Consider the following 23,375-nt stretch of genomic DNA (forward strand, 5'->3'; position numbering starts at 1 on the left):
GGTGACGACAGTCAACGTCTCGCGATAACCTGGGGCCCGCAGGGGAGAGGGGACCGGCCGTGACCGTTTTCTCGCTCGACACGGCGCAGAGCGCCTGGTGCGCCGAGCTGCGTACGCTCGCCGCGGAGCGGCTGCGCCCGCTGGCCGAGAAGGGCGAGCCGGGCCACGTCAACCGCCCGCTCGTCGTCGAGCTGGGCCGACTCGGGCTGCTCGCCCGGCTGTTCACCTCCGGCGCGCTCGACCTGTGCCTGATGCGGGAGTCCCTGGCGCACGCCTGTACGGAGGCCGAGACGGCGCTCGCCCTGCAGGGGCTCGGTGCGCATCCCGTGCACGCGTACGGCACCCGGGCGCAGCGCACGTACTGGCTCCCGCGCGTCACGGACGGCACCGCGGTGGCCGCCTTCGCGCTCAGCGAGCCGGCCGCGGGCTCCGACGCGGCGGCGCTGGCCCTGCGCGCCGACCGGGCCGCGTCCGCCGACGAGGGGGACACCGGGGCCGTCGCCGAGGCCGACGGCGCCGGGCGCTGGCGGCTCACCGGGGAGAAGTGCTGGATCTCCAACGCGCCCGAGGCCGACTTCTACACCGTCTTCGCGCGGACCACCCCGGGGGCCGGCGCCCGGGGTGTCACCGCGTTCCTCATCCCCGCCGACCGGCCCGGTCTCACCGGGGCCCCGCTCGACATGCTCTCGCCGCACCCGATCGGCGCCCTCGCCTTCGACGCCGTACCGGTCACGGCGGACGACGTGCTCGGTGAACCCGACCGCGGCTTCCGGGTCGCGATGGGCACCCTCAACCTCTTCCGCCCGAGCGTGGGCGCCTTCGCGGTCGGTATGGCGGGAGCGGCCCTGGAGGCGACCCTCGCGCACACCTCCCGGCGAGAGGCGTTCGGGGGGAAGCTGAAGGACCTGCAGACGGTGGCCCACCAGGTCGCCGAGATGGCGCTGCGGACGGAGGCGGCCCGCCTGATGGTGTACGCGGCCGCGGCGGCGTACGACGAAGGAGCTCCGGACGTGCCCCGGCGCGCGGCGATGGCGAAGCTGCTGGCGACCGAGACGGCCCAGTACGTGGTCGACGCGGCGGTCCAGCTGCACGGGGCCCGCGCCCTGCGCCGCGGTCATCTCCTCGAACACCTCTACCGGGAGGTCCGCGCGCCCCGTATCTACGAGGGTGCGAGCGAGGTCCAACGGGCCGTCATCGCCAAGGAGTTGTACGCCACATGGGAGGAACTGTGAGCACCGAGCGTCTCAATCCGCCCGAACTCTCCCCGCCCACCGGCTTCTCGCACGCTGTCGTCGCCACCGGCAGCCGCGTCGTCTTCCTGGCGGGCCAGACCGCGCTCGACACGGACGGGAAGGTGGTCGGCGAGACCCTCCCGGAGCAGTTCGAGCGGGCGCTGACGAACCTGCTCACCGCGCTGCGGGCCGCGGGGGGAACCCCGGCCGACCTCGCGCGGGTCACCGTCTATGCCACCGATGTCGCGGACTACCGCGTCCACGCGTCCGAACTCGGGCGCATCTGGCGGCGGTTGGCGGGGCGTGACTACCCCGCGATGGCCGTCGTCGGCGCCGCGCGCCTGTGGGACGAACGCGCCCTGGTCGAACTGGACGGCTTCGCGGTACTGGCGTAGCGCGGAGCCGGCGCAGCAGGGGCGGTGATCAGGCGGCGACGCTGAGCCGCTCGGCGAACACGCGGTGCGGAGCGACCACGCTGCCGTCGGGGAGCAGTTCGCCGCTGTCGTCGAAGACGATCGCGCCGTTGCACAGCAGGCTCCACCCCTGCTCGTGGTGGGCCGACACCACGTGCGGAAGCCTGGAGTCCGCGGACGGGCACAGAGTCTGGTGGGAACACATGGCGCACCTCCACGTCGGATGCGATGAGTGCCTGCGGCGCTGTTCGCCGCCTCGCATGTCAAGACCATGCTCCCGCGGCGAACTCATCGGAACCGCCGGCCGAGAAGCGTGACAACACACGGACAACTCTCGGACGTTCCCATGACGCGTGGGGCGGACTCGCCACCAAAGGGGTGACGATCACCGTCCCGGGGCGCGGGGCCGCTACCTGTGGAGCCTTCCACGTCTCAGGAGGTACTTCCATGTCCTTGCGCCAGGTCATCGGCGCGGCCACCGGCGCCGCGCTCCTGTTGCTCGTCCCGTCCGCCGTCGCCGCGGCCGCCGCCGGCCTGCCGGACCCGTACGGGACGGTCACCGTGGACACCACCGGTCACCTCGCGACGGACGGCACCGTCACCCTCTCCGGCACCTACCGGTGTCTGACGAGCACCGGCCCGGTCCTGGTGTCCTCGTCGGTGCGGCAGGGCGACTCCAGGGTGCGTCACGGCATCGGCGGCACCGCGACCGTCTGCGACGGAGCGGCGCACCGCTGGGCCAACTCCGGGAAGCGCGAGCCCGGCACCCTCCGGCCGGGAGCCGCCCACGTCGAGGCCACGCTGATGGAACTGAGCCCCGGCGCGGGCGGCCTGCCGCTGCCGAAGTTCCACGCGGTGCGGCAGCAGGACATCACTTTCATGGAGAGCTGAGACGGCACCCGTCGGGGCCCGCCGGTCGACGCGCGGGCGTCCTCCGGCGGGCCCTGCGCCCGTGCGGCGGGCTCAGATGTCCCGGAACGTCTCGATCTGCGCCCCGAGCGAGTTGAGCCGCTCGGCCAGGTCCTCGTAGCCGCGGTTGATGACGTACACGTTGCGCAGCACGGACGTCCCGTCGGCCGCCATCATCGCCAGCAGGACGACCACGGCGGGCCGCAGCGCGGGCGGGCACATCATCTCGGCGGCGCGCCAGCGGGTCGGGCCTTCCACCAACACCCGGTGCGGGTCGAGGAGTTGGAGTCGCCCGCCGAGGCGGTTGAGATCCGTGAGATAGATCGCCCGGTTGTCGTACACCCAGTCGTGGATCAGCGTCTTGCCCTGCGCGGAGGCCGCGATGGCTGCGAAGAACGGGACGTTGTCGATGTTCAGACCCGGGAAGGGCATCGGGTGGATCTTGTCGATCGGCGCCTCCAGCTTGGAGGGCCGGACCGTCAGGTCCACCAGCCGTGTACGGCCGTTGTCGGCGAAGTACTCCGCCGTCCGGTCGTGGTCGAGGCCCATCTCCTCCAGGACCGCGAGCTCGATCTCCAGGAACTCGATCGGCACCCGGCGCACGGTCAGCTCCGACTCGGTGACGACCGCGGCGGCGAGCAGGCTCATCGCCTCGACCGGGTCCTCCGAGGGCGAGTAGTCGACGTCCACGTCGATGGTGGGCACACCGTGCACGGTGAGCGTCGTGGTGCCGATGCCCTCCACCCGTACGCCCAGGGCCTCCAGGAAGAAGCACAGGTCCTGGACCATGTAGTTGGAGGAGGCGTTGCGGATGACGGTCACGCCGTCGTGGCGGGCGGCGGCGAGCAGTGCGTTCTCGGTCACCGTGTCGCCGCGCTCGGTCAGGACGATCGGGCGGGCGGGGGAGACCGCGCGGTCCACCCGGGCGTGGTAGAGCCCCTCGGTGGCGGCGATGTCCAGACCGAAGCGGCGCAGCGCGATCATGTGCGGCTCGATGGTCCTGGTGCCCAGGTCGCAACCGCCCGCGTACGGCAGCCTGAACTGGTCCATGCGGTGCAGCAGCGGGCCGAGGAACATGATGATGGACCGCGTACGGCGGGCCGCCTCGGCGTCGATGGCCTCCATGTCCAGCTGGGCCGGGGGCACGATCTCCAGGTCGACCCCGTCGTTGATCCACCGGGTGCGGACGCCGATCGAACCGAGTACCTCCAGCAGGCGGTACACCTCTTCGATCCGGGCCACCCGGCGCAGGACCGTGCGGCCCTTGTTCAGAAGCGTGGCGCACAGCAGCGCGACACAGGCGTTCTTGCTGGTCTTCACGTCGATCGAGCCGGACAGCCGCCGTCCGCCGACCACGCGCAGATGCATCGGACCCGCGTAGCCCAGGGACACGATCTCGCTGTCCAGGGCTTCACCTATGCGGGCGATCATCTCAAGGCTGATGTTCTGATTGCCGCGCTCGATGCGATTGACGGCGCTCTGGCTGGTGCCGAGAGCCTCGGCGAGCTGCGACTGGGTCCAGCCCCGGTGCTGACGGGCGTCACGGATGAGCTTGCCGATGCGTACGAGGTAGTCGTCTGCCATGGCGCGACCGTATATCTCATGTGAGATAAAGAGAAATGGAGTGCACCCATCCGAGTGATGGTGGTCAGCGGGGCGCACTCATAGGGGAGTTCGAGCGAGACCGGGAGGAAAGGGAGGTGCCGACTGGTTCCTGCCTTTCCTGCCTTTCGCGCTGTTGATGCCTTTTGGTCGATGCGTCCCTCTCGCGCACGCTGGGCGGTTCGAGGGCGCCGTCCGCCGGCTCCGTGAGGCCGCGGCGCGTCCGCCCGGCCGGCCCTCGGAGCGGACCGGGGCCCGGGTGAGGGCCGCGGTGGGGGGACCGGGCTCGCCCGTCCCCCCACCGTGCGCGTCGTCCGTGCGCGTCACCGCCGTCATGGCGGCCGACCGGCGTGCTCACTCCCTCGCACGGGCGGGAGCGGGCCCGGTGGGGTCAGTGGTCCCGCCGCCGCGTGGTGCGGCGCCAGCCGAAGGGGCCCGGCAGGTCCATCGACGTGGTCTTGCGTCCGGTGCTGCTGTGCGTCTGCCGCGGCCCGTGCCGTCCGCCGGTGGTGATCGACCACGAGTGCCGGTTGATGTTCAGCCGCACCCCGGGAAGGATGCGGAAGCTCTTGCGGAAGGTGAGTGCCATTGAGGGCCCCCTAGAGGTGGTTCGCGACGCCGGGTGCGTCCCGGCTCGGACACCGGGTACCCCGAAATCCGCCCTTGGCCGCCTGCGGATCTGCGGCACTCATGAAATGCCGCCGTCGGTGAACTGCCGTGGACATCGGCCCTGTTCAGGCCAGTGTCTGGGTGCCGAGCACACCGAGCAGCGCGACCCGTTCGGCGTCCTGGCTGCCGGGCTCCGCCGTGTAGACCATGATGCGCAGGTCACTGCCGGCGACGCTGAGGATGTCGCAGTCCAGCGTGAGGGGGCCCAACTGGGGGTGGTCGACGGTCTTGCGCGAGGCCTCCTGGCGGCCCACGGCCCCGGAGTCCCACAACTCGGCGAACCGGTCGCTGCCCGCCCGCAGTTCCGCGACCAGCCGTTGCACCCGCCGGTCGGCCGGATACCGGCTCGCGGTCGCACGCAGATCGCTCACGAGCGCGGTCTCCAGTGTCCGCCGGGCCTGCGGTGTGTGGCGCACCCGGCCGGCCGGACCGAGGAAGGCACGCCACACCCCGTTGCGCTCCTGGTCGCGCCACCCCGACGGGTCACCCAGCAGGGCCGCGTACAGCGGGTTGGCCACCAGCAGCGTCCACGCCGCGTCGTAGGCCGCCACGGGGGTCCCGGTCAGCCGGTCCAGCAGCCGCTGCACGCTCGGCGTGAGATAGCCGGGTACCGTGCCCCGTCCCGGCGGGACCAGCCCGGCGGTGTGGAAGAGGTGCTCGCGCTCGATGCCGGACAGCCGCAGGGCCCGGCCGAGCGCCTCGACGACCTGTTCCGACGGGTGGGCCGCCCGGCCCTGCTCGAGCCGGGTGACGTAGTCGACCGAGATCCCGGCCAGCAGGGCGAGTTCTTCGCGGCGCAGCCCGGCCGCCCTCCGCTGCCCGCCGGCGGGGAGCCCGGCGGCCTCCGGGGAGACCCGGTCGCGCCAGCGCCGTACCGTCCGCCCGAACTCCGTACTCGCCATGCCTCCACTGTGCCCCGCGCGGACCGGACCTGCCTGGTACTGGGAGTCCCAGGAAGACGGGGCTCCTGGCTGGCCGGGGCGCCCGGCCGCAACCTGGAGCCATGACGACAACACTGATCACCGGAGCGAACAAGGGTCTCGGCTTCGAGACCGCCCGCCGCCTCGTCGCAGCGGGCCACACCGTCTACATCGGCAGCCGGGACCCGGAGCGCGGACGCCGGGCCGCCGAGCAACTGGGGGCGCGCGCGGTCGTCCTCGACGTCACCGACGACGCCTCCGTCGCCGCCGCGGCGAAGACCATCGAGGCGGACGGCGGCCTCGACGTACTGATCAACAACGCCGGCATCGAGGGGCGGACGCCGGACGGGGGTGTCGTCGGCGCCGCGGACCTGACGGCCGACGTGATCCGGTCGATCTTCGAGACGAACGTCTTCGGGGTCGTACGCGTCACCCACGCCTTCCTGCCCCTGCTGAGGCGCTCCGCGGCCCCGGTCGTGGTGAACGTGAGCAGCGGACTGGCCTCGCTGGCCCGGGTCAGCACCCCCGACACACCCACCTACGCGTACCCCGGGGTCGCCTATCCGGCGTCGAAGACCGCGGTCAACATGATCACCGTGCAGTTCGCGAAGGCCTTCCCGGAGATCCGGATCAACGCCGTGGAGCCCGGCTACACCGCGACCGACCTGAACGGGAACACGGGCACGCAGACCGTCGAGGAGGGCGCCGAGATCATCGTCCGCACGGCCCAGCTGGGCCCGGAGGGACCGACCGGAGGCTACTTCGACGTGGAGGGCTCCCTTCCCTGGTGACCGAGAGCCCCGGTGACCGCCGATTTCCGGCGCGCTCCACCGAGCTCCGCGGACCCGTCCCCGTCACCCGCGCCGTTTCGGCGGCGGGGGTGACGGGGTCTCCCTTCGTGGGCTGGTCACGAATCCTCAGCCGGGCGGGGCGGTGACCCGGCCAGCGGCGAAGCGTCTTCGTATCGGACCTCGTAGACGCGCTCGGTGAACCTCCAGCCGTCGTCGGTACGCCGGTAACGGTCGTGGTAGACGGCGTAGTTCAGCCCTCCGCGACCGTCGCGGGCACGCCCGACCTCCGACATGTAGGCGCGGCCGTACGCGGTGTCGCCGTCGAGCTGGATCACGCCCGGGTGCGTGTTCTGCACCAGGAAGTCCACGAAGTCGGGCACTCGCCTGCCCCAGGCGCGGATCGGCTCCCGCCCCTGGAGTTCGACGGGGATGCTGGGCATCCGCCATGTGCCGTCCGGTGTGAACAGCAGAGCGATGCGGTCGTAGTCGCGCATCATCACCGCGTCGGTGAACTCACCGCGCAGCGCCTCGATCTCGACGCGATCCGCGATGGCCCGAAAGTCACTCATCGATTTCCTCCCTGTCGCCTTGAACCCGGTGCGCGAACGACAGCGGTCCTCCAGCGGACGGAAGCTCCACGACGGCGGCACGGCGAGGTCCCGCCGAGCGCCCCTGGGTCTCCTGCCCACTGGAGGGTGCGTTCGTCCCAGCAGCACGACGAGAGGGCTCTCGGGAATGTGACATCGGCCCGTCCGAGGGAAGGCGGCCACGGCCTACGGGCCTACGGGCTTGCGGGTCTCCGGGTCTCCGGGCCCGGCGTCCCCGGCTCGCACGGCCGCCGCCCCCAGCAGGGGCCAGCCGTCCACCTCCACGGGCCGCAGCTCCTCCGGTTGCCACCCACGGGCCGGCGCCACGTCGAGCAGCGCCGGACGGCGCCCGGCTCGTGCAGGTTCAGGTTCGCGCCCTGGGTGAATCCCACGTCGCCAGAGCTGAAGGGGACCCCGCCCGGGACGTACCGGCCGGGCCCGTCGGCGAAGACGATGCGCAGCGGGCCACCGGTGCCGGCAGGCTGAGGGGACAGGGTGAGGATCCGGCGGCAGTCCACGGACCGTCCGTCGTGGTCCCTTCGGTGGTTGTGGCGCATCGTCCACAGGTACCCGCGCCCGTCGGCGACCAGCAGGCGGGACCTCTTCGCATGACGTGCCACGCAGGGAAGACTACGCGGCCGCACCCGACACGGTGGCGGACCGCCGGACACGGCAGGTGGCCAGGTTCGGGTCGGCCGTCTCCCCATGGTGGTGATCTCCACTGAGAGGAGGGGACCGGGATCATGGCGCCTTCTCGATCACGGCACGGTGGCGGCTCGAAGGGACCCGGCCGGGTACGCGCAGACATCACAGCCAGTGTCTTTGGACAACGAAGTTAGTCGGTTGCGGGTTGGTGACCTGGGCGGACTGGATTGGTTGGCAAGGAAGTCCTGCGACGTGGACGTCGAGGTTCGCGGTCCTGGACGTATTGCCTGATAGTGCCGTAGGAGATCGAGGTCTCGTGCTCATCCATGAGTTTCACCCAGATATCCCTGGGGCGGCCGTGACCGGATTCGATCATGGAGTCGATGAGGTGCTGGACTGGATCGATGGCGGTCGGCCGACGTGGTAGAGGTTTGCGGGGTCGGGGTTCGAGGCTGTCCAGGGCGGCTCGGACGGTCCGCCAGGTGACGTTGTGCCGTCTGACCAGGGATCTCAATGAGAGCCCTTCGGTCTCAGCGTCGTGCCGGATGCGTCGGTAAAGCTCTCTCTTGTTGGGTTTCTTGACCGGTGTGGGGTTCGGGCCGGGCTTGCGGCGCCGGCGGGGGGAACTGGCATCGGCCAGGACGTGTTCCAGTTGTTCGGGCGGGCGTCCGGTCAGGGCTGCAAGACGTTCGAGGCGGGGTTTCCCGAACCAGTTCGGTGAGCCGGTGAGAAAGCCGTGCAGGTAGCTGGGTTTGAGGTGGTTGGCGCGGGCGAGGCGCCGGATGTAGGAGTCGGTAGGTTCTCCAGGACGCGGCCTGATCTGGACGGGAAGCTGGTGCAGCCGCTGTTCCTGGGCCTCGGTCACCTGCGGGCCGCCTTCTTGAGCGGGGACGCCGCGGTCTCTGCGGCATGATCCAGGGGGATTGCGTCGATCGCTTCCTTCGTCACGCGTTCGGTGCCGCTGAGAATGGCGTCGATCGCGGCCCCGCGGATTGCGTGGGACAGGGCTCCGATCATGCCGTCGGCCCGGTTGTGGAGGTAGCGGTCGAGTTTGACCAGGCTGCCGGGCTGGTGACCGTGCAGCAGCAGGGTGTTCTCCAGGGTGGCGACCAGCCCTTTCCACTCGGCTCCGTAAGGGAACGGGCGGGTGGGCACGAGTGTGAAGCGGCCCGCGATCTGGGCTCCGCGGGTTCCGGCCAGAAGCTCGCTGTCCTCGACGCCGATGCCCGCGTAGACGAACGTCGCGGGAATGCGCTCGGAAAAGTACTTCAGGGTGTCGGAGACTTCGGCGCCGGACCGGGTGGTCTGGGAAATGTTGTGGATCTCGTCGACCAGGACCAGGCCGGTGCGGGTGTCGGTGCAGACGCCGACCACGGCCTCGATGATGTCGGTCATGTTCAGCCGGGACCGGACGGGCAGGCCCAGGAAGCGGGCGAACTCGGCTGCGACCATGCGGGCGGTCGCGGCGGGCGGGACGGTGATGTAGAGCACCGGGATGCGGTCCGGGACGTTCGGGTGCCGGGCCCGGTCGAGGAGTTCGTGGGCCCGGCCCAGCTGGGTGATTGCGATTGTCTTGCCGGTTCCGGGCAGGCCGGAAACAATCAGGCCGCGACGTGCACTGATCGCGTGCCGGTTGAGCAGAACGAGCCGCCGGCCGCAGGTGACCGTCTTCTCGACGAACGAGGTGGCGACCACGAGCATCCGGGCATGATGGTCGAGCCGGTCATCGTCGTAGAGGTCCCGTTCGGTCCGGGACAGACGCCTCAGCGCGTCAGGAGACAACAGAACTGGAGGCGCGGGCGGGTTCTCGATGAACTTCCGCCACCCGTCCAGTGTGGTCAGCTGCCGGTTGGTCTCGGCATCGACCTCGCTCAACGCGGTGTGCCGGACTGCCGGTTGGGAAAGGGTCACGTGCGCCTCCAGGGATTGGCGAGCGGATCGAACAGGCCCAGCGGGATGACCTTCGCGATCTCGGTGCCGGCCTCGTCGTCGGGCACGGGCTCGGCCGCCGTCGGTTCAGGGACCGGCCGATCGGTGACAGTGGCCCGGGTGCGGGCGGCGACGCGCCGGTCCCGCTTCGAGCGTGTGGCCGGGCGGTCATTCTCAGCGGCGGGGCCGTCGTGGGCCCGCCGCAGCAGGGCAGCGGCGGCCTCGGCGATCTGTTCCTCGGTCCCGCCCGGGACCTGTTCGCGAGCGTGGTCCCAGGCCATCTCGCCGAACGGGACGCCGACGCGGTGCAGGTGTTTCCAGAACACCGTGATCCATCGGGCCGGTTCGCTGCGGCGGTCGCGTACCCAGATCCGGGAGACGTCGTAGGGGTCGTAGTGGATCTCCCACAGACCCTTCTTCTCCACCACCCCGGAGTGCTGGCGACGCAACGGGGTCAGCTCACCGTCGTCGTATGTGCGGTGGTTGATCCGGATGCCGTAGGAGTTGATCGCTTGCCAGCGTTCGGGCAGCAACTCGACGTAGTCCTCGCCACTGAACGGGGCCGGAACGTAGCCGCACGACTCCAGCAGCATCGCGTACTTCTCGTTCGGCGTGAACGCGCGCTTCGGTGAGTCCGGATCCCGCAGCGCGTCGTGCGGGCGGTTCTGCCAGATGACGATCCACTCGTCCAACAGACCCTGGAGTTCGGGCAGGGACCACAGCGGTCCGTTCTCCAGGCCCCGCCCCCGGCGGTCCACCGACCGGCCGGTGTAACCCGCGACGAACTGTGCGAACAAGGTGGCCACCGAACCCAGCGTCTTCTCGATCGCACCCTTCTCGAAAGGCGACGCCTTGTGAGTCGGCTGGAGACTGATGCCCAAGTAGCGGCAGGACGCGCGGAAGTTGTTCGAGATGAAGACCTTGCCGTGGTCGCAGACGATCGTGTCCGGCACGATCACCGGCCGCGCAGCTGCGTGCTCCAGCCGCTCGTCCAAAGCCAGCAGCCGACGGTGCGGCATCACCGACCTCGACATCCGCAGGGCATCCGACCAGCCGGGACGCATCATCTCCGGGGTGATGCTCCGGGCCAGAAGGGCAGAAGCGTCGGCAGCCTTCGTCGTCGGCCGCAGCACCGCAGCGGCGAGTGACCTGGTCGCCAGGTCGATCATGGCGGTCAGTTCGACCTTCTCGGCGATGCCGTCGTCGAGACGCACCAGGACGTCCAGCGGCGTGGAGTCGATCTGCATCCACTCGCCCGGCGCGCAGGCCGGCACTTCCCCGAACGGGCCAGCCGGACGCGCGTTCACCGAACGGCGCGTGGTCGCCGATCCCGTCGCATGAGTGCCGGTGGCCAGCCTGTCGAACAGCCGGTAGAGCGTGCGCTCGGACGGCACCTCGACACCTTCCGCGTCCTCGTGCGCGGCCAGGATCTGTGTCGTCCGCCAGACCACGAAGCCGATCGTCTTCGACGACGCCTCGGCGGTCTCCTCGATCGCCTCCCGCATCGCCTCGACCACCGCCGGAGAGATCCGGCCGAAGGACGGCATCTGCTTGGCCGACCGGCCGTCGGCCAGTCCGACCAGCCCGTCGCGCTGGTAGCGCTGGCGCCGCTGCTTGATCCCGCTGGCCGACATCGCGTGCCCCGCCGCCGTCAACTCAGCAGCCTTGGCCCGCTCCCGCTGAGCCAGCGAGTTCCGTTGCGGATCGAACTCCGGCCGTGGCGCCGTCCCCGCAGGAGCATCCGGCGGCAAGCCGTCCAGCACCTCCAGAATGTGCCTCTCCCACCAGCGGGCCTGTTCAGCGGCGGTCTGCGGGAACTCCGCGATCCTGCCCGTCGGAGGCACCCGCCGCCCTCTCCCCGTCACCGGCCACCTCCGTCCGCCAGGCGCACGATGGTCGACGGCCCCAGTAACTCGACCGCCAGTCCCTCGGCGGCCACCTCCTGGAGCCAGAGGAGATGAAACAAGACGGGAAGCGTCTCAAGCCGGTCGCCGACGGCATCGGCGCCGGCCATCAACGGGACCGGAGCCGCGAGAACCTCCCGCAGCCGGTCCACGACCGGGCCACGCAGACACCGCGGGTGCCGGTAGCGCGACAGCCACCGCACATTCGCCAGCAGCACCGCATCCGGCACCCCGACCCGCTCGAAGCCCCATCCGGCCTGGTGGCAGGCCATGCGTGTCGCCTCGAACGCCTCCATGTCCTTCGGGTCGATCCGCTCATCAGCGCGGACATCGACGACCACCGCCGAACCATCCGCGCGGCGCACAAAGTAGTCCGGAGCGTGCCGACGCTCACGCTCGCCGTCGTGCCAATACAGCCAGAACGGCTGCGAGGCGATCCCCACCACCCTGGGATCGAAGTCCATCAGCAGCAGCCGGTCCCGCTCCAGCCATGACTCGAACCCGACATGCCGACCGGTCGTCGCCGCCCAGTACCAGCCCGAGAAGTGACGCTCACCACGCGACCACCGGAACGGCCGTACCGCAGCCACGTCCTCGAACCGGGACGTCGCACAGTCCAGCAGCGGACGTCGCCGACGCTCGCGTACGGCATCCACGTACGACAGCTCGACGTACGGCTCCGCAAGATTCACCCTGACCGGTACGGCCACCCAGCACCCCCAGCACCCCCAGCACGTCACCTCGTACGACTAGGTTCGCTGGCAAGGAAGGCGAAACGACTGGGTTCGCTGTCAAACGCCTCGATTGGATGACAGCGGACAGCCAGCCCGCGCATGACCAGGCCGCCCCCATGTACTAGAGTTATCTCGACATCGAGATATCTGCCGAGGCGCACCGCAGCCGCCATTGGTAAGGCATACCTAACTTAGCCTTACCTTAGCGGATCGGCCAAGAGATCGTGGCGGCAGGATGCGGTGGGAACGCGCACATCAATGAAGGAGACTGTCGTGTCGGCGAACAGCTTCGACGCCCGCAGCACGCTGCAGGTGGGCGACGAGTCGTACGAGATCTTCCGGCTGGACAAGGTGGAAGGCTCGGCTCGCCTTCCGTACAGCCTGAAGGTGCTGCTGGAGAACCTGCTCCGCACCGAGGACGGCGCGAACATCACCGCCGACCACATCCGGGCCCTCGGCGGCTGGGACTCCCAGGCGCAGCCCAGCCAGGAGATCCAGTTCACGCCCGCGCGCGTGATCATGCAGGACTTCACCGGCGTGCCCTGTGTCGTCGACCTCGCCACCATGCGCGAGGCCGTCAAGGAGCTCGGCGGTGACCCGGCGAAGATCAACCCGCTGGCCCCGGCCGAGCTGGTCATCGACCACTCCGTCATCGCCGACAAGTTCGGCACCCACGACGCGTTCGCGCAGAACGTCGAGCTGGAGTACGGCCGCAACAAGGAGCGCTACCAGTTCCTGCGCTGGGGCCAGACCGCCTTCGACGAGTTCAAGGTCGTCCCGCCGGGCACCGGCATCGTCCACCAGGTGAACATCGAGCACCTGGCGCGCACGGTCATGGTCCGTAACGGCCAGGCCTACCCCGACACCCTCGTCGGTACGGACTCCCACACCACGATGGTCAACGGCCTGGGCGTCCTCGGCTGGGGCGTCGGCGGCATCGAGGCCGAGGCCGCGATGCTCGGCCAGCCGGTGTCGATGCTCATCCCGCGCGTCGTCGGCTTCAAGCTCACCGGTGAGCTCACCCCCGGCACGACCGCCACCGACCTGGTGCTCACGATCACCGAGATGCTGCGCAAGCACGGCGTCGTCGGCAAGTTCGTCGAGTTCTACGGTGAGGGTGTGGCCGCCACTTCGCTGGCCAACCGCGCCACCATCGGCAACATGTCGCCGGAGTTCGGCTCCACCGCCGCGATCTTCCCGATCGACGGCGAGACCATCAAGTACCTGAAGCTGACCGGCCGTTCCGAGCAGCAGATCGCGCTCGTCGAGGCGTACGCCAAGCAGCAGGGCCTCTGGCTCGACCCGGCCGCCGAGCCCGACTTCTCCGAGAAGCTGGAGCTCGACCTCTCCACGGTCGTCCCCTCGATCGCCGGCCCGAAGCGCCCGCAGGACCGCATCGTCCTCGCGAACGCCGCCGAGCAGTTCAAGAGCGATGTGCGCAACTACGTCGCCGACGACGACGAGGCGGGCAAGGAGTCCTTCCCGGCCTCCGACTCCCCGGCCGCCACCAACGGCGTGCCCTCCAACCCGGTCACGGTCACGGCCCCCGACGGCTCGACCTACGAGATCGACCACGGTGCGGTGACGGTCGCGGCCATCACCTCCTGCACCAACACCTCGAACCCGTACGTCATGGTCGCCGCCGCGCTCGTCGCGAAGAAGGCCGTGGAGAAGGGCCTGACCCGCAAGCCGTGGGTCAAGACCACCCTCGCGCCGGGCTCCAAGGTCGTCACCGACTACTTCGACAAGGCCGGGCTCACCCCCTACCTCGACAAGGTCGGCTTCAACCTCGTCGGCTACGGCTGCACCACCTGCATCGGCAACTCCGGCCCGCTGCCGGACGAGGTCTCCAAGGCCGTCAACGACCACGACCTCGCCGTCACCTCGGTCCTCTCCGGCAACCGGAACTTCGAGGGCCGTATCAACCCCGACGTGAAGATGAACTACCTGGCGTCCCCGCCGCTGGTCGTCGCCTACGCGCTCGCGGGCTCCATGAAGGTGGACATCACCAAGGACGCCCTCGGCACCGACCAGGACGGCAAGCCGGTCTACCTCCAGGACATCTGGCCCTCCGAGGCCGAGGTCAACGACGTCGTGGCGAACGCCATCGGCGAGGACATGTTCAACAAGTCCTACCAGGACGTCTTCGCGGGCGACGCCCAGTGGCAGGCGCTGCCGATCCCCGAGGGCAACACCTTCGAGTGGGACCCGCAGTCGACCTACGTGCGCAAGCCCCCTTACTTCGAGGGCATGACGATGGAGACCACCCCGGTCTCGGACATCGCCGGCGCGCGCGTCCTCGCCAAGCTCGGCGACTCGGTCACCACCGACCACATCTCCCCGGCCGGTGCGATCAAGGCCGACACCCCCGGAGGCAAGTACCTCACGGAGCACGGTGTCGAGCGTCGTGACTTCAACAGCTACGGCTCCCGCCGCGGCAACCACGAGGTCATGATCCGCGGAACGTTCGCCAACATCCGCCTGCGCAACCAGATCGCGCCGGGCACCGAGGGCGGCTACACCCGCGACTTCACGAAGGAGGACGCCCCCGTCTCCTTCATCTACGACGCCTCGCGCAACTACATCGAGCAGGGCATCCCGCTGGTCATCCTGGCGGGCAAGGAGTACGGCTCCGGCTCGTCCCGCGACTGGGCCGCCAAGGGCACCGCGCTGCTCGGCGTCAAGGCCGTCATCGCCGAGTCCTACGAGCGCATCCACCGCTCGAACCTCATCGGCATGGGCGTCCTGCCGCTCCAGTTCCCGGAGGGCGCCACCGCGGAGTCCCTCGGCCTGACCGGCGAGGAGACCTTCTCCTTCACCGGTGTCGAGGAGCTCAACAACGGCACCACCCCGCGCACGGTGAAGGTCACCACCGACAGCGGCGTCGAGTTCGACGCGGTCGTCCGCATCGACACCCCCGGCGAGGCGGACTACTACCGCAACGGCGGCATCATGCAGTACGTGCTGCGCAACCTGATCGCCAAGTAGCCCCCGCGGCGGGCGATCCGGCGGACCGGATCGGGCCGCACTCCTCACGACGAGGAGTGCGGCCCTCCGTCTTTTCGGCCTTCTGCGCGGAGTCCTTCCGCGGTCGTCCTGGCCAATGTCCCCTGCGGGCAGGGGAGTCGGCGGCACGGTACTGCGGGGGCGCGGCCGGCGCACGGCGCGTGCGGTACAGAGGCCGCCACGCGCGCTCTTCGGACACGACGTCCAAGGCGCGTCGATCGGGACATGTCGTCCAGGACGTGACGTCCGGACACGGCCGCCGGGACACCGACGCCCGGACGCGACGTCCAGGTCCCGGGGGTGATTCCTCCACCACGCCTGCCTGCCGGGCCGCCCGATCCGCTCGATCCGCTCGGGGCGGACCGGGTGGGTGCTGGGAGACCCACCCGGTCCGCGAGCCCGGACCGGCGGGGGAGTGCCGGCCCGGGATGGTGCGTGGCTTGTGACGACCATGGCGTGCGACAACGTTGTCTGATGGTCTGCATATGACTCTACCGTCTCAACAGACAACGATGTCAAGCCTGTTGACCCGAGAGGTGAGTACCGGGCTGGGCCGGCGGGGTGGGAACCGTGCGCGCCTTCCGCGTCGGACGCGGTCTTCCGTGGTACGGGTGGCGCACGTTACTGTCCCTGCGGCTTGTGCGACCCGTGGTGCGCGACCCGTCCGAAGGAGGAGGGGCCGCGTCATGCGTTTCCGTCCGTCAACCGTCCTGCTCGCCGTCGTCCTGGCGGCCGGCGGGATCACCCCCGCGGTGGCCGCCACCGCCGCGCCGCCCGACCTCGTCCGGGACCCCACCACCTACGTCGATCCGCTCATCGGCACCAAGAACGGCGGCAACGTCTTCCCCGGCGCCGTCGTGCCCTTCGGGATGCTCTCCTGGAGCCCGGAGAACACCCGCGGGGACGCCACCCGCACGGCCGCGCCCGGCGGTTACCAGTACGACGCCACCCGCGTCCGGGGGTTCAGCCTCACCCACATGTCCGGCACGGGCTGCGCGGGCGGCAGCGGCGACATCCCCTTCTTCCCGTACGCGGGCGAGGTCACCTCCTCCCCGGCGAGCGACACCAAGGACGCGGTCTACGCCGCCGGCTTCGCGCACGCGGACGAGACCGCCGAGCCCGGCCACTACAAGGTCGGTCTCTCCTCCGGTGTCACCGCCGACCTCACCGCGACCGCGCGCACCGGCTCGGGCCGCTTCACCTACCCGGCCGGCAAGCCGGCCTCGCTGCTGATCCGCACCGCCAACTCCGAGGTGGGCTCGACGGCGTCGGACGTGCGCATCGACCCGGCGACCCGGACGGTCTCGGGCTCCGTCACCTCCGGGAACTTCTGCGGCTACCTCGATCCCGAGGGCCAACGCGCCTACTACACCCTGTACTTCACCGCCCGCTTCGACCGGGCCTTCAAGACCACCGGCACCTGGCAGGACGACCGGCTGAGCCCGGGATCCACGCAGGCGAGCGGCGGTACCGGAGGCTTCTCCCACGGCGGGAATCCCGTCCCGGGCAAGGGAGCCGGCGGATACGTGGAGTTCGCCCCCGGCACCGATCCGGTGAACGTGAAGGTCGGCATCTCGTACGTCAGCCAGGCGGGGGCCGCCGCCAACCTCGCGGCCGAGAACCCGCCGTCCCGTTCCTTCGGCGCGGTCCAGGCCGCCGCCCACCGCGCCTGGCGCGACCGGCTCGGCGCGATCCGGGTCGGCGGCGGCAGCGACACCGACCGCACGACCTTCTACACCGCGCTCTACCACGCCCTCCTGCATCCCAACGTCATCAGTGACGCCGACCGCAGATACCGGGGAAGCGACGACAAGGTCCATGTCGTCGGCCGCGGCCACCGGGCCCAGTACGGCACCTTCTCCGGCTGGGACGTCTACCGCTCCCAGGTCCAGCTGCTGACGCTCCTCAGCCCGGACACCGGCTCCGACATCGCGCAGTCGCTGCTCGAACTGGCCAGGCAGAACGGGGGAGTCTGGGACCGCTGGCTGCACGGCGCGAGCGGCACCCACGTCATGAACGGCGACCCCTCGCCGACCGCGCTCGCGGGCATCCGGGCCTTCGGCGGCACCGGCTTCGATCTGCGGGGCGCGCTGAAGTCGCTGGTCAAGGCGGCGACCGTACCGACCGAGCAGGACCTGTCGTCGTCCGGCAAGCCCGTCCTGTCCGTGGGGCAGCGACCGTCGCTCGACAAGTACCTCCAGCAGCACTACATGCCGTCCGTGTCCAACGCCTGGGGCGGCGCCGCCGAGACCCTGGAGATGTCCGGCGCGGACTTCGCGCTCTCCCAACTGGCCACGGCGGCGGGGGAGAAGCGGACAGCGGCGGACTTCGCCGAGCGCTCCCAGTGGTGGCAGAACAACTTCAACATCGCGGCCGACCGGACCGGCGGCTACATCGCCAACCGCGAGGCCGACGGCAGCTGGGTCACCGGCTTCACCCCGGCCACCGGCAACGGCTTCGTCGAGGGCACGGCGGCCCAGTACACCTGGATGGTCCAGCACAACCCGGCCGGGCTCTTCGCGGCCATGGGTGGCCGTGACAAGGCGCTCGACCGCCTCGACACGTTCTTCCACAACACCGACGGCAGCTGGGCGTTCACGGGGAGCGGCGGCGACAAGTCGGAGCTGGACAACGAGCCGTCGATCAACGTCCCCTACCTGTACGACTACGCGGGCGCCCCCTACAAGGCGCAGGAGACCGTCCGCGCGGCGATGAGCAAGCTGTGGTCGACGCAGCCCGGCGGCATCCCCGGCAACGACGACCTCGGCGAGATGTCGTCCTGGTACGTCTTCTCCGCGCTCGGCATGTATCCGCAGGTTCCCTCCCGCGCCGAACTCGTCCTCTCCTCGCCCCTGTTCAGCCGCGTCAAGATCGAGCGCCCGGGCGGCAACGACATCGAGATCCGGGCGGCCGGCGCGGCGGCGGACGCCCCGTACGTGCAGTCGCTGAAGGTCAACGGCCGTACCAGCGAACGCCCTTGGCTCCCCGCGTCCTTCGTCCGCGACGGCGGCACCCTCGACTACACGCTCTCCGGCACCCCCAACCGCGGCTGGGGCAGCGACCAGGCCGCCGCTCCGCCGTCCTTCCGCGACGGTGAGCAGCCCTACCAGATCGGCGTGGGCCCGACCGCGGCGACGCTCGCGCCCGGCGGCAGTACGCAGATCGACATCCGTGCGCTGTCACTGAGCGGTGGCACGGGCCCCGAGGTCCGCTTCCACGTGGACACGCCGGACGGAGTGACCGCGACCCCCGCGGAGGGAACGGTGACCGACGGCTCCCGGTCGATCACCCTGGCCGCGGGCGACGCGGCCCGGCAGGGCTTCTACGACGTCAAGGTCACCGTGACGTCCGGCGCCACCTCGTACGGGCAGCCGGTGGCGCTGACCGTCGCGGCTCCCGGGTCCCTCCTGGCCGCCTACGACAACACCGGCGTCTCGGACGACGCCGGTGACCACGACGAGGCCGACTACGACGGCGGCGGCTGGAGCTACTCCCGTCAGGCACTCGCGGACGCGGGCCTGACACCGGGCGGCCAGGGCACCGTGGACGGTCTCACCTACACCTGGCCCGACTCGCCCGCGGGCCGCCCCGACAACGCCGCGGCGTCCGGCCAGAGCATCGAACTCGCGCGTCCGGCGACCCAGTTGTCGTTCATCGGCAGCGCGGTGAACGGAAACCAGCGGACCACGGCCACCGTCACCTACACCGACGGCAGCACCGACCAGATCGACCTCTCCTTCACCGACTGGACCGTCGGCGGCGGGGGCGGCACCGTCCAGTACGGCAACGAGACCGTCGCCAGGGCCGCGTACCGCAATGTCGCGGGCGCGGACAAGGACCCCGTCGCCACCTACGTCTTCGCGACGAAGCCCTTCGCGGCTCCGGCGGGCAAGACCGTCAAGAGCGTGAAACTGCCCGACAACGCGGATCTGCACGTCTTCACCCTCGCCGTGAACTGAGCGCACGAGGGCGGCGGTCGCCGGGCTTCGGCCCGACACAGCGGAGCGGGCGCGGAGAGTGATCTCCGCGCCCGCTCCTGTGGGGAGGTCGCGTCAGGCCAGCAGCTCCACCTCCGCGAGCGTCGCCGCGCCGTCGAGGACCAGACGGTAGTGCGCGTACGAACCCGGGTGCGCCACCGAGAACGCCCGCGTCTGCTTGTCCCACGCGAACGACTCGCCGGAACGCCGGTCGAGGTCGGTCCACCTGGTGCCGTCGGACGAGCCCTGCAGGACCCAGCCGGCCGGAGCCTTCGTGTGGTCCCCGGACGACGTCAGGGTGTACTGGACGCCCTTGGCGGAGGCGGCCGTCGGCAGGTCCACCGTCGTGACGGTGGCGTCCGTCGCCGAGGTGTTGTCGAAGAGCGCGCCCTCACCCTTCAGGACGTCCGCCCGCGGTGCGGGCACCTTGTCGTCCTTCGTGATCGACACGGGCGCCGCGTTCCTGCCGCTGCCCCACGAGGACGGCTTGGAACCCATGTCGAACTCCAGCACGCCGCCACGGGAGATGAGCGAGTGCGGGAGCGAGGTGGAGTTCCACTTCTTGCCGTTGAACCGCACGCCCTGCACGTACACGTTCTTCGCGCTGTTCCTGGGCGCCTTGACGACCAGGTCCCGGCCGTTCTCCAGGTGGACCGTCGCCTTGGTGAACAGCGGTGAGCCGATGGCGTATTCACCACTGCCCATCACCAGCGGATAGAAGCCGAGCGAGGAGAAGAGGTACCAGGCCGACTGCTCGCCGTTGTCCTCGTCGCCGTGGTAGCCCTGCCCTATCTCGCTGCCGGTGTAGAGCCGGGAGAGAACCTCGCGGACGTCCTTCTGCGTCTTCCACGGCTGGCCGGCCGCGTCGTACATGTAGGTGACGTGGTGGGCCACCTGGTTGGAGTGCCCGTACATGCCCATCCGTACGTCGCGGGCCTCGGTCATCTCGTGGATGACCCCGCCGTAGGACCCCACGACGTCCTGAGAGGCCGTCTCGGGAGTGGCGAAGTACGTGTCGAGCTTCTGGCCCAGCGCGTCCTGGCCGCCGTACAGATTGGCCAGGCCCCGCGAGTCCTGGGGCGCGGTGAACGCGTACCCCCAGCCGTTCGTCTCGGTGTAGTCGTACCCCCACACGCGCGGGTCGTACTTCGCCGAGTCGACGCGCCAGTCGCCCTGCGCGTCACGGCCCTGGAAGAACCCGGCCTTCTTGTCGAAGAGGTTCACGTAGTCCTGGGCGCGGTTGAGGAAGTACGCGGACTCCTCCTTGTAGCGCTTCTTGCCGGTCTTCTTGTAGAGGGCCTCGCCCATCTTCGCGATGCCGTAGTCGTTGACGTAGCCCTCCATGGCCCAGGAGAAGCCCTCGCCCGTCGCGGTGGACGTGTAGCCGAGGAAGGGGGAGGTCGTCATGCCCTTGCGGCCCACACCGGAGGCCGGCGGGACGACCGTCGCGTTCTTCACCGCCGCGTCGTAGGCAGCCGCCGCGTCGAAGTGCACACCCTTCACGTACGCGTCCGCGAACGCCACGTCGGAGGAGGTGCCGGTCATCAGGTCCGCGTAGCCGGGGGAGGACCAGCGCGAGGTCCAGCCGCCGTCCTTGTACTGCTGCACGAACCCGTCGACCATCTCACCCGCCTGACCGGGCGTCAGAAGGGAGTAAGCCGGCCAGGTGGTCCGGTAGGTGTCCCAGAAGCCGTTGTTGACGTACACCTTGCCGTCGACGATCTTCGCGCCGGTGTGGGTCGGGGTGTCCTGGCCCGGCATCGGGGAGAACGGCGACGCGTACTGGTACTTCGAACCGACCTTCTCGAAGCCGGAGTTGGGATACAGGTAGAGCCGGTACATGCTGGAGTACAGCGTCGTCAGCTGGTCGGGAGTGGCGCCCTGGACCTCGACTTTGCCCAGCAGCTTGTCCCACTGCTTCTGGGCCCGCGCCTTCACGGTGCCGAAGGACGTGCCGTCGGGGATCTCCTGGCGCAGGTTGTCCTTGGCCTGGTCGACGCTGATGAGCGAGGTGGCCAGACGCAGCGTGACACTGTGGTCGGCGCCGGGCTTGAACTTCAGATAGCCCTTGACCCCGGACGAGGCGCCGTCCGTCACCGCCGCGTCGAAGACCCCGTACACGAAGAGCCGGGTCGCGCCCGTCGACAGCCCCGACTTCACGTCGGAGTAGCCGGTGACCACGCCGTTCTCCTTGTCGAGGGTCAGCCCCGCCTGCTCGGTCACGTTGTCGAAGAGCACGCTCGCGTCCGCGCCCGGATAGGTGAAGCGCAGCGCCGCCGCGTGGTCCGTCGGGGCCATCTCCGCCTTGAGCCCGTTCTCGAAGGTCACCCCGTAGTAGTACGGGCGCGCGGTCTCGTTCTCGTGCTTGAAGGCCAGCGCGCGGGCGGTGCGCGAGGTGTCCGGGGTGCCGGACGCGGCCGAGGGCATCACCTGGAAGGTCTGCCGGTCGCCCATCCACGGGCTCGGCTCATGGCTGGCGCTGAACGCCTCGATGGTCGGCAGGTTGTCCGCGTTGTTCGCACGTGCGTAGTCGTACAGCCAGCTCAGCGAACCCGCGTTGGTCACCGGGGTCCAGAAGTTGAAACCGTGCGGCACGGCCGTCGCCGGGAAGTTGTTGCCGCGCGAGAATCCGCCGCTGGAGTTGGTGCCACGGGTGGTCAGCGCGTAGTCCGACAGATGCGCCTTGGCCTTCTCGCGCGCGACGGTCTTGAGCGAGATGTCGTCCAGCCAGCCACGGAACTTGGCCGGGCCCTTCGCGGAGTCGTAGCCGAGCAGGATCCGGTCGACCGTCTTCCCGGCGGCGACGGAACCGATCCGCGAGGCGACGTTGTTCCACTGGTTGACGTAGAGGATCTTGGCCGCGCCCTGTCCCTGCGGCGTGAGCGCGAACCCGTGCGAGTCGACCGGGTTCAGGTCGCTCAGATAGGTGCCGTCCGTGAACGCCAGGTCCACCGACACGTTCGTGGCGTCGTAGTCCCGGTCACCGTCCGCCATCGACGGGAAGATCCGGTACGCCAGTTCGGTGTCGCGCCCGACGGCCACGTTCACGTCGAAGATCTTGTTGTACGAGTACGCCCGGCCGTCCGCCTGATGCGTGCCCGCGTAGCGCAGGGCCCGTTTGCCGGTGAAGCCGGCGCCCGCCTTCGCGGTGGGGGAGCCGCTCGGCCCGCGGTCCACCAGCGAGAGCATGTCCTTGGGCGTCGGGTCGTCGGTGCCGCCGGTGGAGAACTGGACATCGGCGAGCTGGAGGATGTCCCCGCTGTGGTTCTTCGTGATGTCGAGCCGGAAGTGCTGGTACTCCACGGGGCTCGCGATGTCGTACGACTTGGTCTGGAAGCGCTCGCCGAACGACTGGTCCGAGCGCGTGTCGAGGGTCTTCCAGTCCTTGCCGTCCGTGGAGCCCTGCAGCGTCCAGTCGCTGGGGTCGCGCTCGTCGTGGTCGTTGGCCGACGTGAGCGCGTAGGTGACCACCTTCACGGGCGCGTCGAGGTCGAACTCCGCCCAGCCGGTGGGCTCGAAGGTCAGCCACTTGCTGCTCGACTCCCCGTCGACGAGGTTCTCCTTGACCTCACCGGAGCCCGTGTTCTCGGCGCTGGCGCGGACGTCCGTGACGTGGTCGGTGACGTTGCCGGGGATGCCCGTGCTGTAACCGCCGTCGACACCGGACGACCGCTTTTTTCCGTCGGGTCCCGTGTCTACGGTATTGATCCAGTCCGGCGCGGGATCGCCCGATTCGAATGAGGAGGCGAACTGCCGGTCGGCGGAGACCGCTTGGGCCGGAAGGGCAACCGCGGTGCCCTGCGAGGCCACGATCAGGGAAAGCGCTGCCACCCCCATTGTCATCGAGGAACTCCACCTCGGCCGGGCCGAGGAACTTTGTCTGGATCGAGCTCCGTACTGCATCCGCGAGGACCCTCCCTGCTGTTTTGGCGCGTTCGCCTCGGGGCGCTCCAGCGGGATTCGGGAGTGCGGCCGCGCTCGGCCCTCCGGGCCTGCGTGTACTCGCTCTTCCGATACCGGCGCGTCCCTTCGACTCACCCGCATGCGCGTGGACAAC

The 23,375-nt window shown here is 69.9% G+C and carries 16 protein-coding genes; 6 read left to right on the forward strand and 10 right to left on the reverse strand.

Translation table 11 applies throughout. The features are described from left to right. The first annotated feature begins 59 nt into the window (after positions 1-59). The gene (locus tag OHB41_RS34255; protein ID WP_266702410.1) at positions 60-1,232 is read left to right on the forward strand and encodes an acyl-CoA dehydrogenase family protein; all 1,173 of its coding nucleotides are present in this window, start codon (positions 60-62) and stop codon (positions 1,230-1,232) included. Beyond that, entirely contained in the window at positions 1,229-1,627 is a 399-nt protein-coding gene (locus OHB41_RS34260) for a RidA family protein (protein ID WP_266706350.1), read from the forward strand. The genes OHB41_RS34255 and OHB41_RS34260 overlap by 4 nt, the downstream gene beginning before the upstream one ends. Positions 1,628-1,655: 28 nt before the next feature. Here the strand turns inward: OHB41_RS34260 and OHB41_RS34265 are convergent, their stop codons facing one another. Then, on the reverse strand, positions 1,656-1,850 hold the full coding sequence (locus tag OHB41_RS34265; RefSeq protein ID WP_266702412.1) for a DUF5999 family protein: 195 nt from the start codon (positions 1,848-1,850) through the stop codon (positions 1,656-1,658). 242 nt (positions 1,851-2,092) lie between these two features. On the opposite strand from OHB41_RS34265, the gene OHB41_RS34270 reads away from it, so the two are divergent. Further along, complete coding sequence (locus tag OHB41_RS34270; RefSeq protein WP_266702414.1) at positions 2,093-2,536, forward strand: DUF6299 family protein; 444 nt, start codon at positions 2,093-2,095, stop codon at positions 2,534-2,536. Between the two features lie 72 nt (positions 2,537-2,608). Here OHB41_RS34270 and relB read toward each other — a convergent pair whose 3' ends face one another. The 3 genes from relB to OHB41_RS34285 all read right to left on the reverse strand — a co-directional run bounded on the left by relB (position 2,609) and on the right by OHB41_RS34285 (position 5,727). After that, positions 2,609-4,138: a type II toxin-antitoxin system RelB family anti-toxin gene (gene relB, locus OHB41_RS34275; RefSeq protein WP_266702416.1), complete on the reverse strand. Its 1,530-nt coding sequence runs from the start codon at positions 4,136-4,138 to the stop codon at positions 2,609-2,611. A gap of 409 nt (positions 4,139-4,547) precedes the next feature. Further along, a complete protein-coding gene (locus OHB41_RS34280) occupies positions 4,548-4,745 on the reverse strand; it encodes a DUF4236 domain-containing protein (protein WP_266702418.1) in 198 nt (65 codons plus the stop codon). 145 nt (positions 4,746-4,890) lie between these two features. Then, entirely contained in the window at positions 4,891-5,727 is an 837-nt protein-coding gene (locus OHB41_RS34285; protein ID WP_266702420.1) for a helix-turn-helix transcriptional regulator, read from the reverse strand. A gap of 101 nt (positions 5,728-5,828) precedes the next feature. Between OHB41_RS34285 and OHB41_RS34290 the strand changes: the two genes are divergently transcribed. Then, entirely contained in the window at positions 5,829-6,536 is a 708-nt protein-coding gene (locus tag OHB41_RS34290; RefSeq protein ID WP_266702422.1) for an SDR family NAD(P)-dependent oxidoreductase, read from the forward strand. A gap of 116 nt (positions 6,537-6,652) precedes the next feature. Here the strand turns inward: OHB41_RS34290 and OHB41_RS34295 are convergent, their stop codons facing one another. The 5 genes from OHB41_RS34295 to OHB41_RS34320 all read right to left on the reverse strand — a co-directional run bounded on the left by OHB41_RS34295 (position 6,653) and on the right by OHB41_RS34320 (position 12,311). After that, positions 6,653-7,105: a nuclear transport factor 2 family protein gene (locus OHB41_RS34295; protein ID WP_266702424.1), complete on the reverse strand. Its 453-nt coding sequence runs from the start codon at positions 7,103-7,105 to the stop codon at positions 6,653-6,655. Between the two features lie 853 nt (positions 7,106-7,958). Further along, positions 7,959-8,633 (reverse strand): TniQ family protein, encoded by a 675-nt coding sequence (locus OHB41_RS34305; RefSeq protein WP_266696142.1) that lies wholly within the window; start codon positions 8,631-8,633, stop codon positions 7,959-7,961. After that, positions 8,630-9,679, reverse strand: a complete 1,050-nt coding sequence (locus tag OHB41_RS34310; RefSeq protein WP_526024875.1) for a TniB family NTP-binding protein — start codon at positions 9,677-9,679, stop codon at positions 8,630-8,632. The genes OHB41_RS34305 and OHB41_RS34310 overlap by 4 nt, the downstream gene beginning before the upstream one ends. Then, positions 9,676-11,541, reverse strand: coding sequence for a Mu transposase C-terminal domain-containing protein (locus tag OHB41_RS34315; RefSeq protein ID WP_526024876.1), 1,866 nt, complete (start codon positions 11,539-11,541; stop codon positions 9,676-9,678). The genes OHB41_RS34310 and OHB41_RS34315 overlap by 4 nt, the downstream gene beginning before the upstream one ends. A gap of 17 nt (positions 11,542-11,558) precedes the next feature. Continuing rightward, positions 11,559-12,311, reverse strand: coding sequence for a TnsA-like heteromeric transposase endonuclease subunit (locus OHB41_RS34320; protein WP_266696143.1), 753 nt, complete (start codon positions 12,309-12,311; stop codon positions 11,559-11,561). A gap of 297 nt (positions 12,312-12,608) precedes the next feature. On the opposite strand from OHB41_RS34320, the gene acnA reads away from it, so the two are divergent. Then, positions 12,609-15,323 carry an aconitate hydratase AcnA gene (acnA, locus tag OHB41_RS34325; protein WP_323138415.1) on the forward strand — a complete coding sequence of 905 codons (2,715 nt, stop codon included), beginning with the start codon at positions 12,609-12,611 and terminating at the stop codon, positions 15,321-15,323. A 704-nt stretch (positions 15,324-16,027) separates the two neighbouring features. After that, on the forward strand, positions 16,028-19,300 hold the full coding sequence (locus OHB41_RS34330; protein WP_266702428.1) for a glycoside hydrolase family 92 protein: 3,273 nt from the start codon (positions 16,028-16,030) through the stop codon (positions 19,298-19,300). 93 nt (positions 19,301-19,393) lie between these two features. Here the strand turns inward: OHB41_RS34330 and OHB41_RS34335 are convergent, their stop codons facing one another. Further along, a complete protein-coding gene (locus OHB41_RS34335) occupies positions 19,394-23,161 on the reverse strand; it encodes a GH92 family glycosyl hydrolase (RefSeq protein ID WP_526024995.1) in 3,768 nt (1,255 codons plus the stop codon). Between the last annotated feature and the right edge of the window lie 214 nt (positions 23,162-23,375).

This window comes from Streptomyces sp. NBC_01571, from assembly GCF_026339875.1.
Taxonomy (GTDB): domain Bacteria; phylum Actinomycetota; class Actinomycetes; order Streptomycetales; family Streptomycetaceae; genus Streptomyces.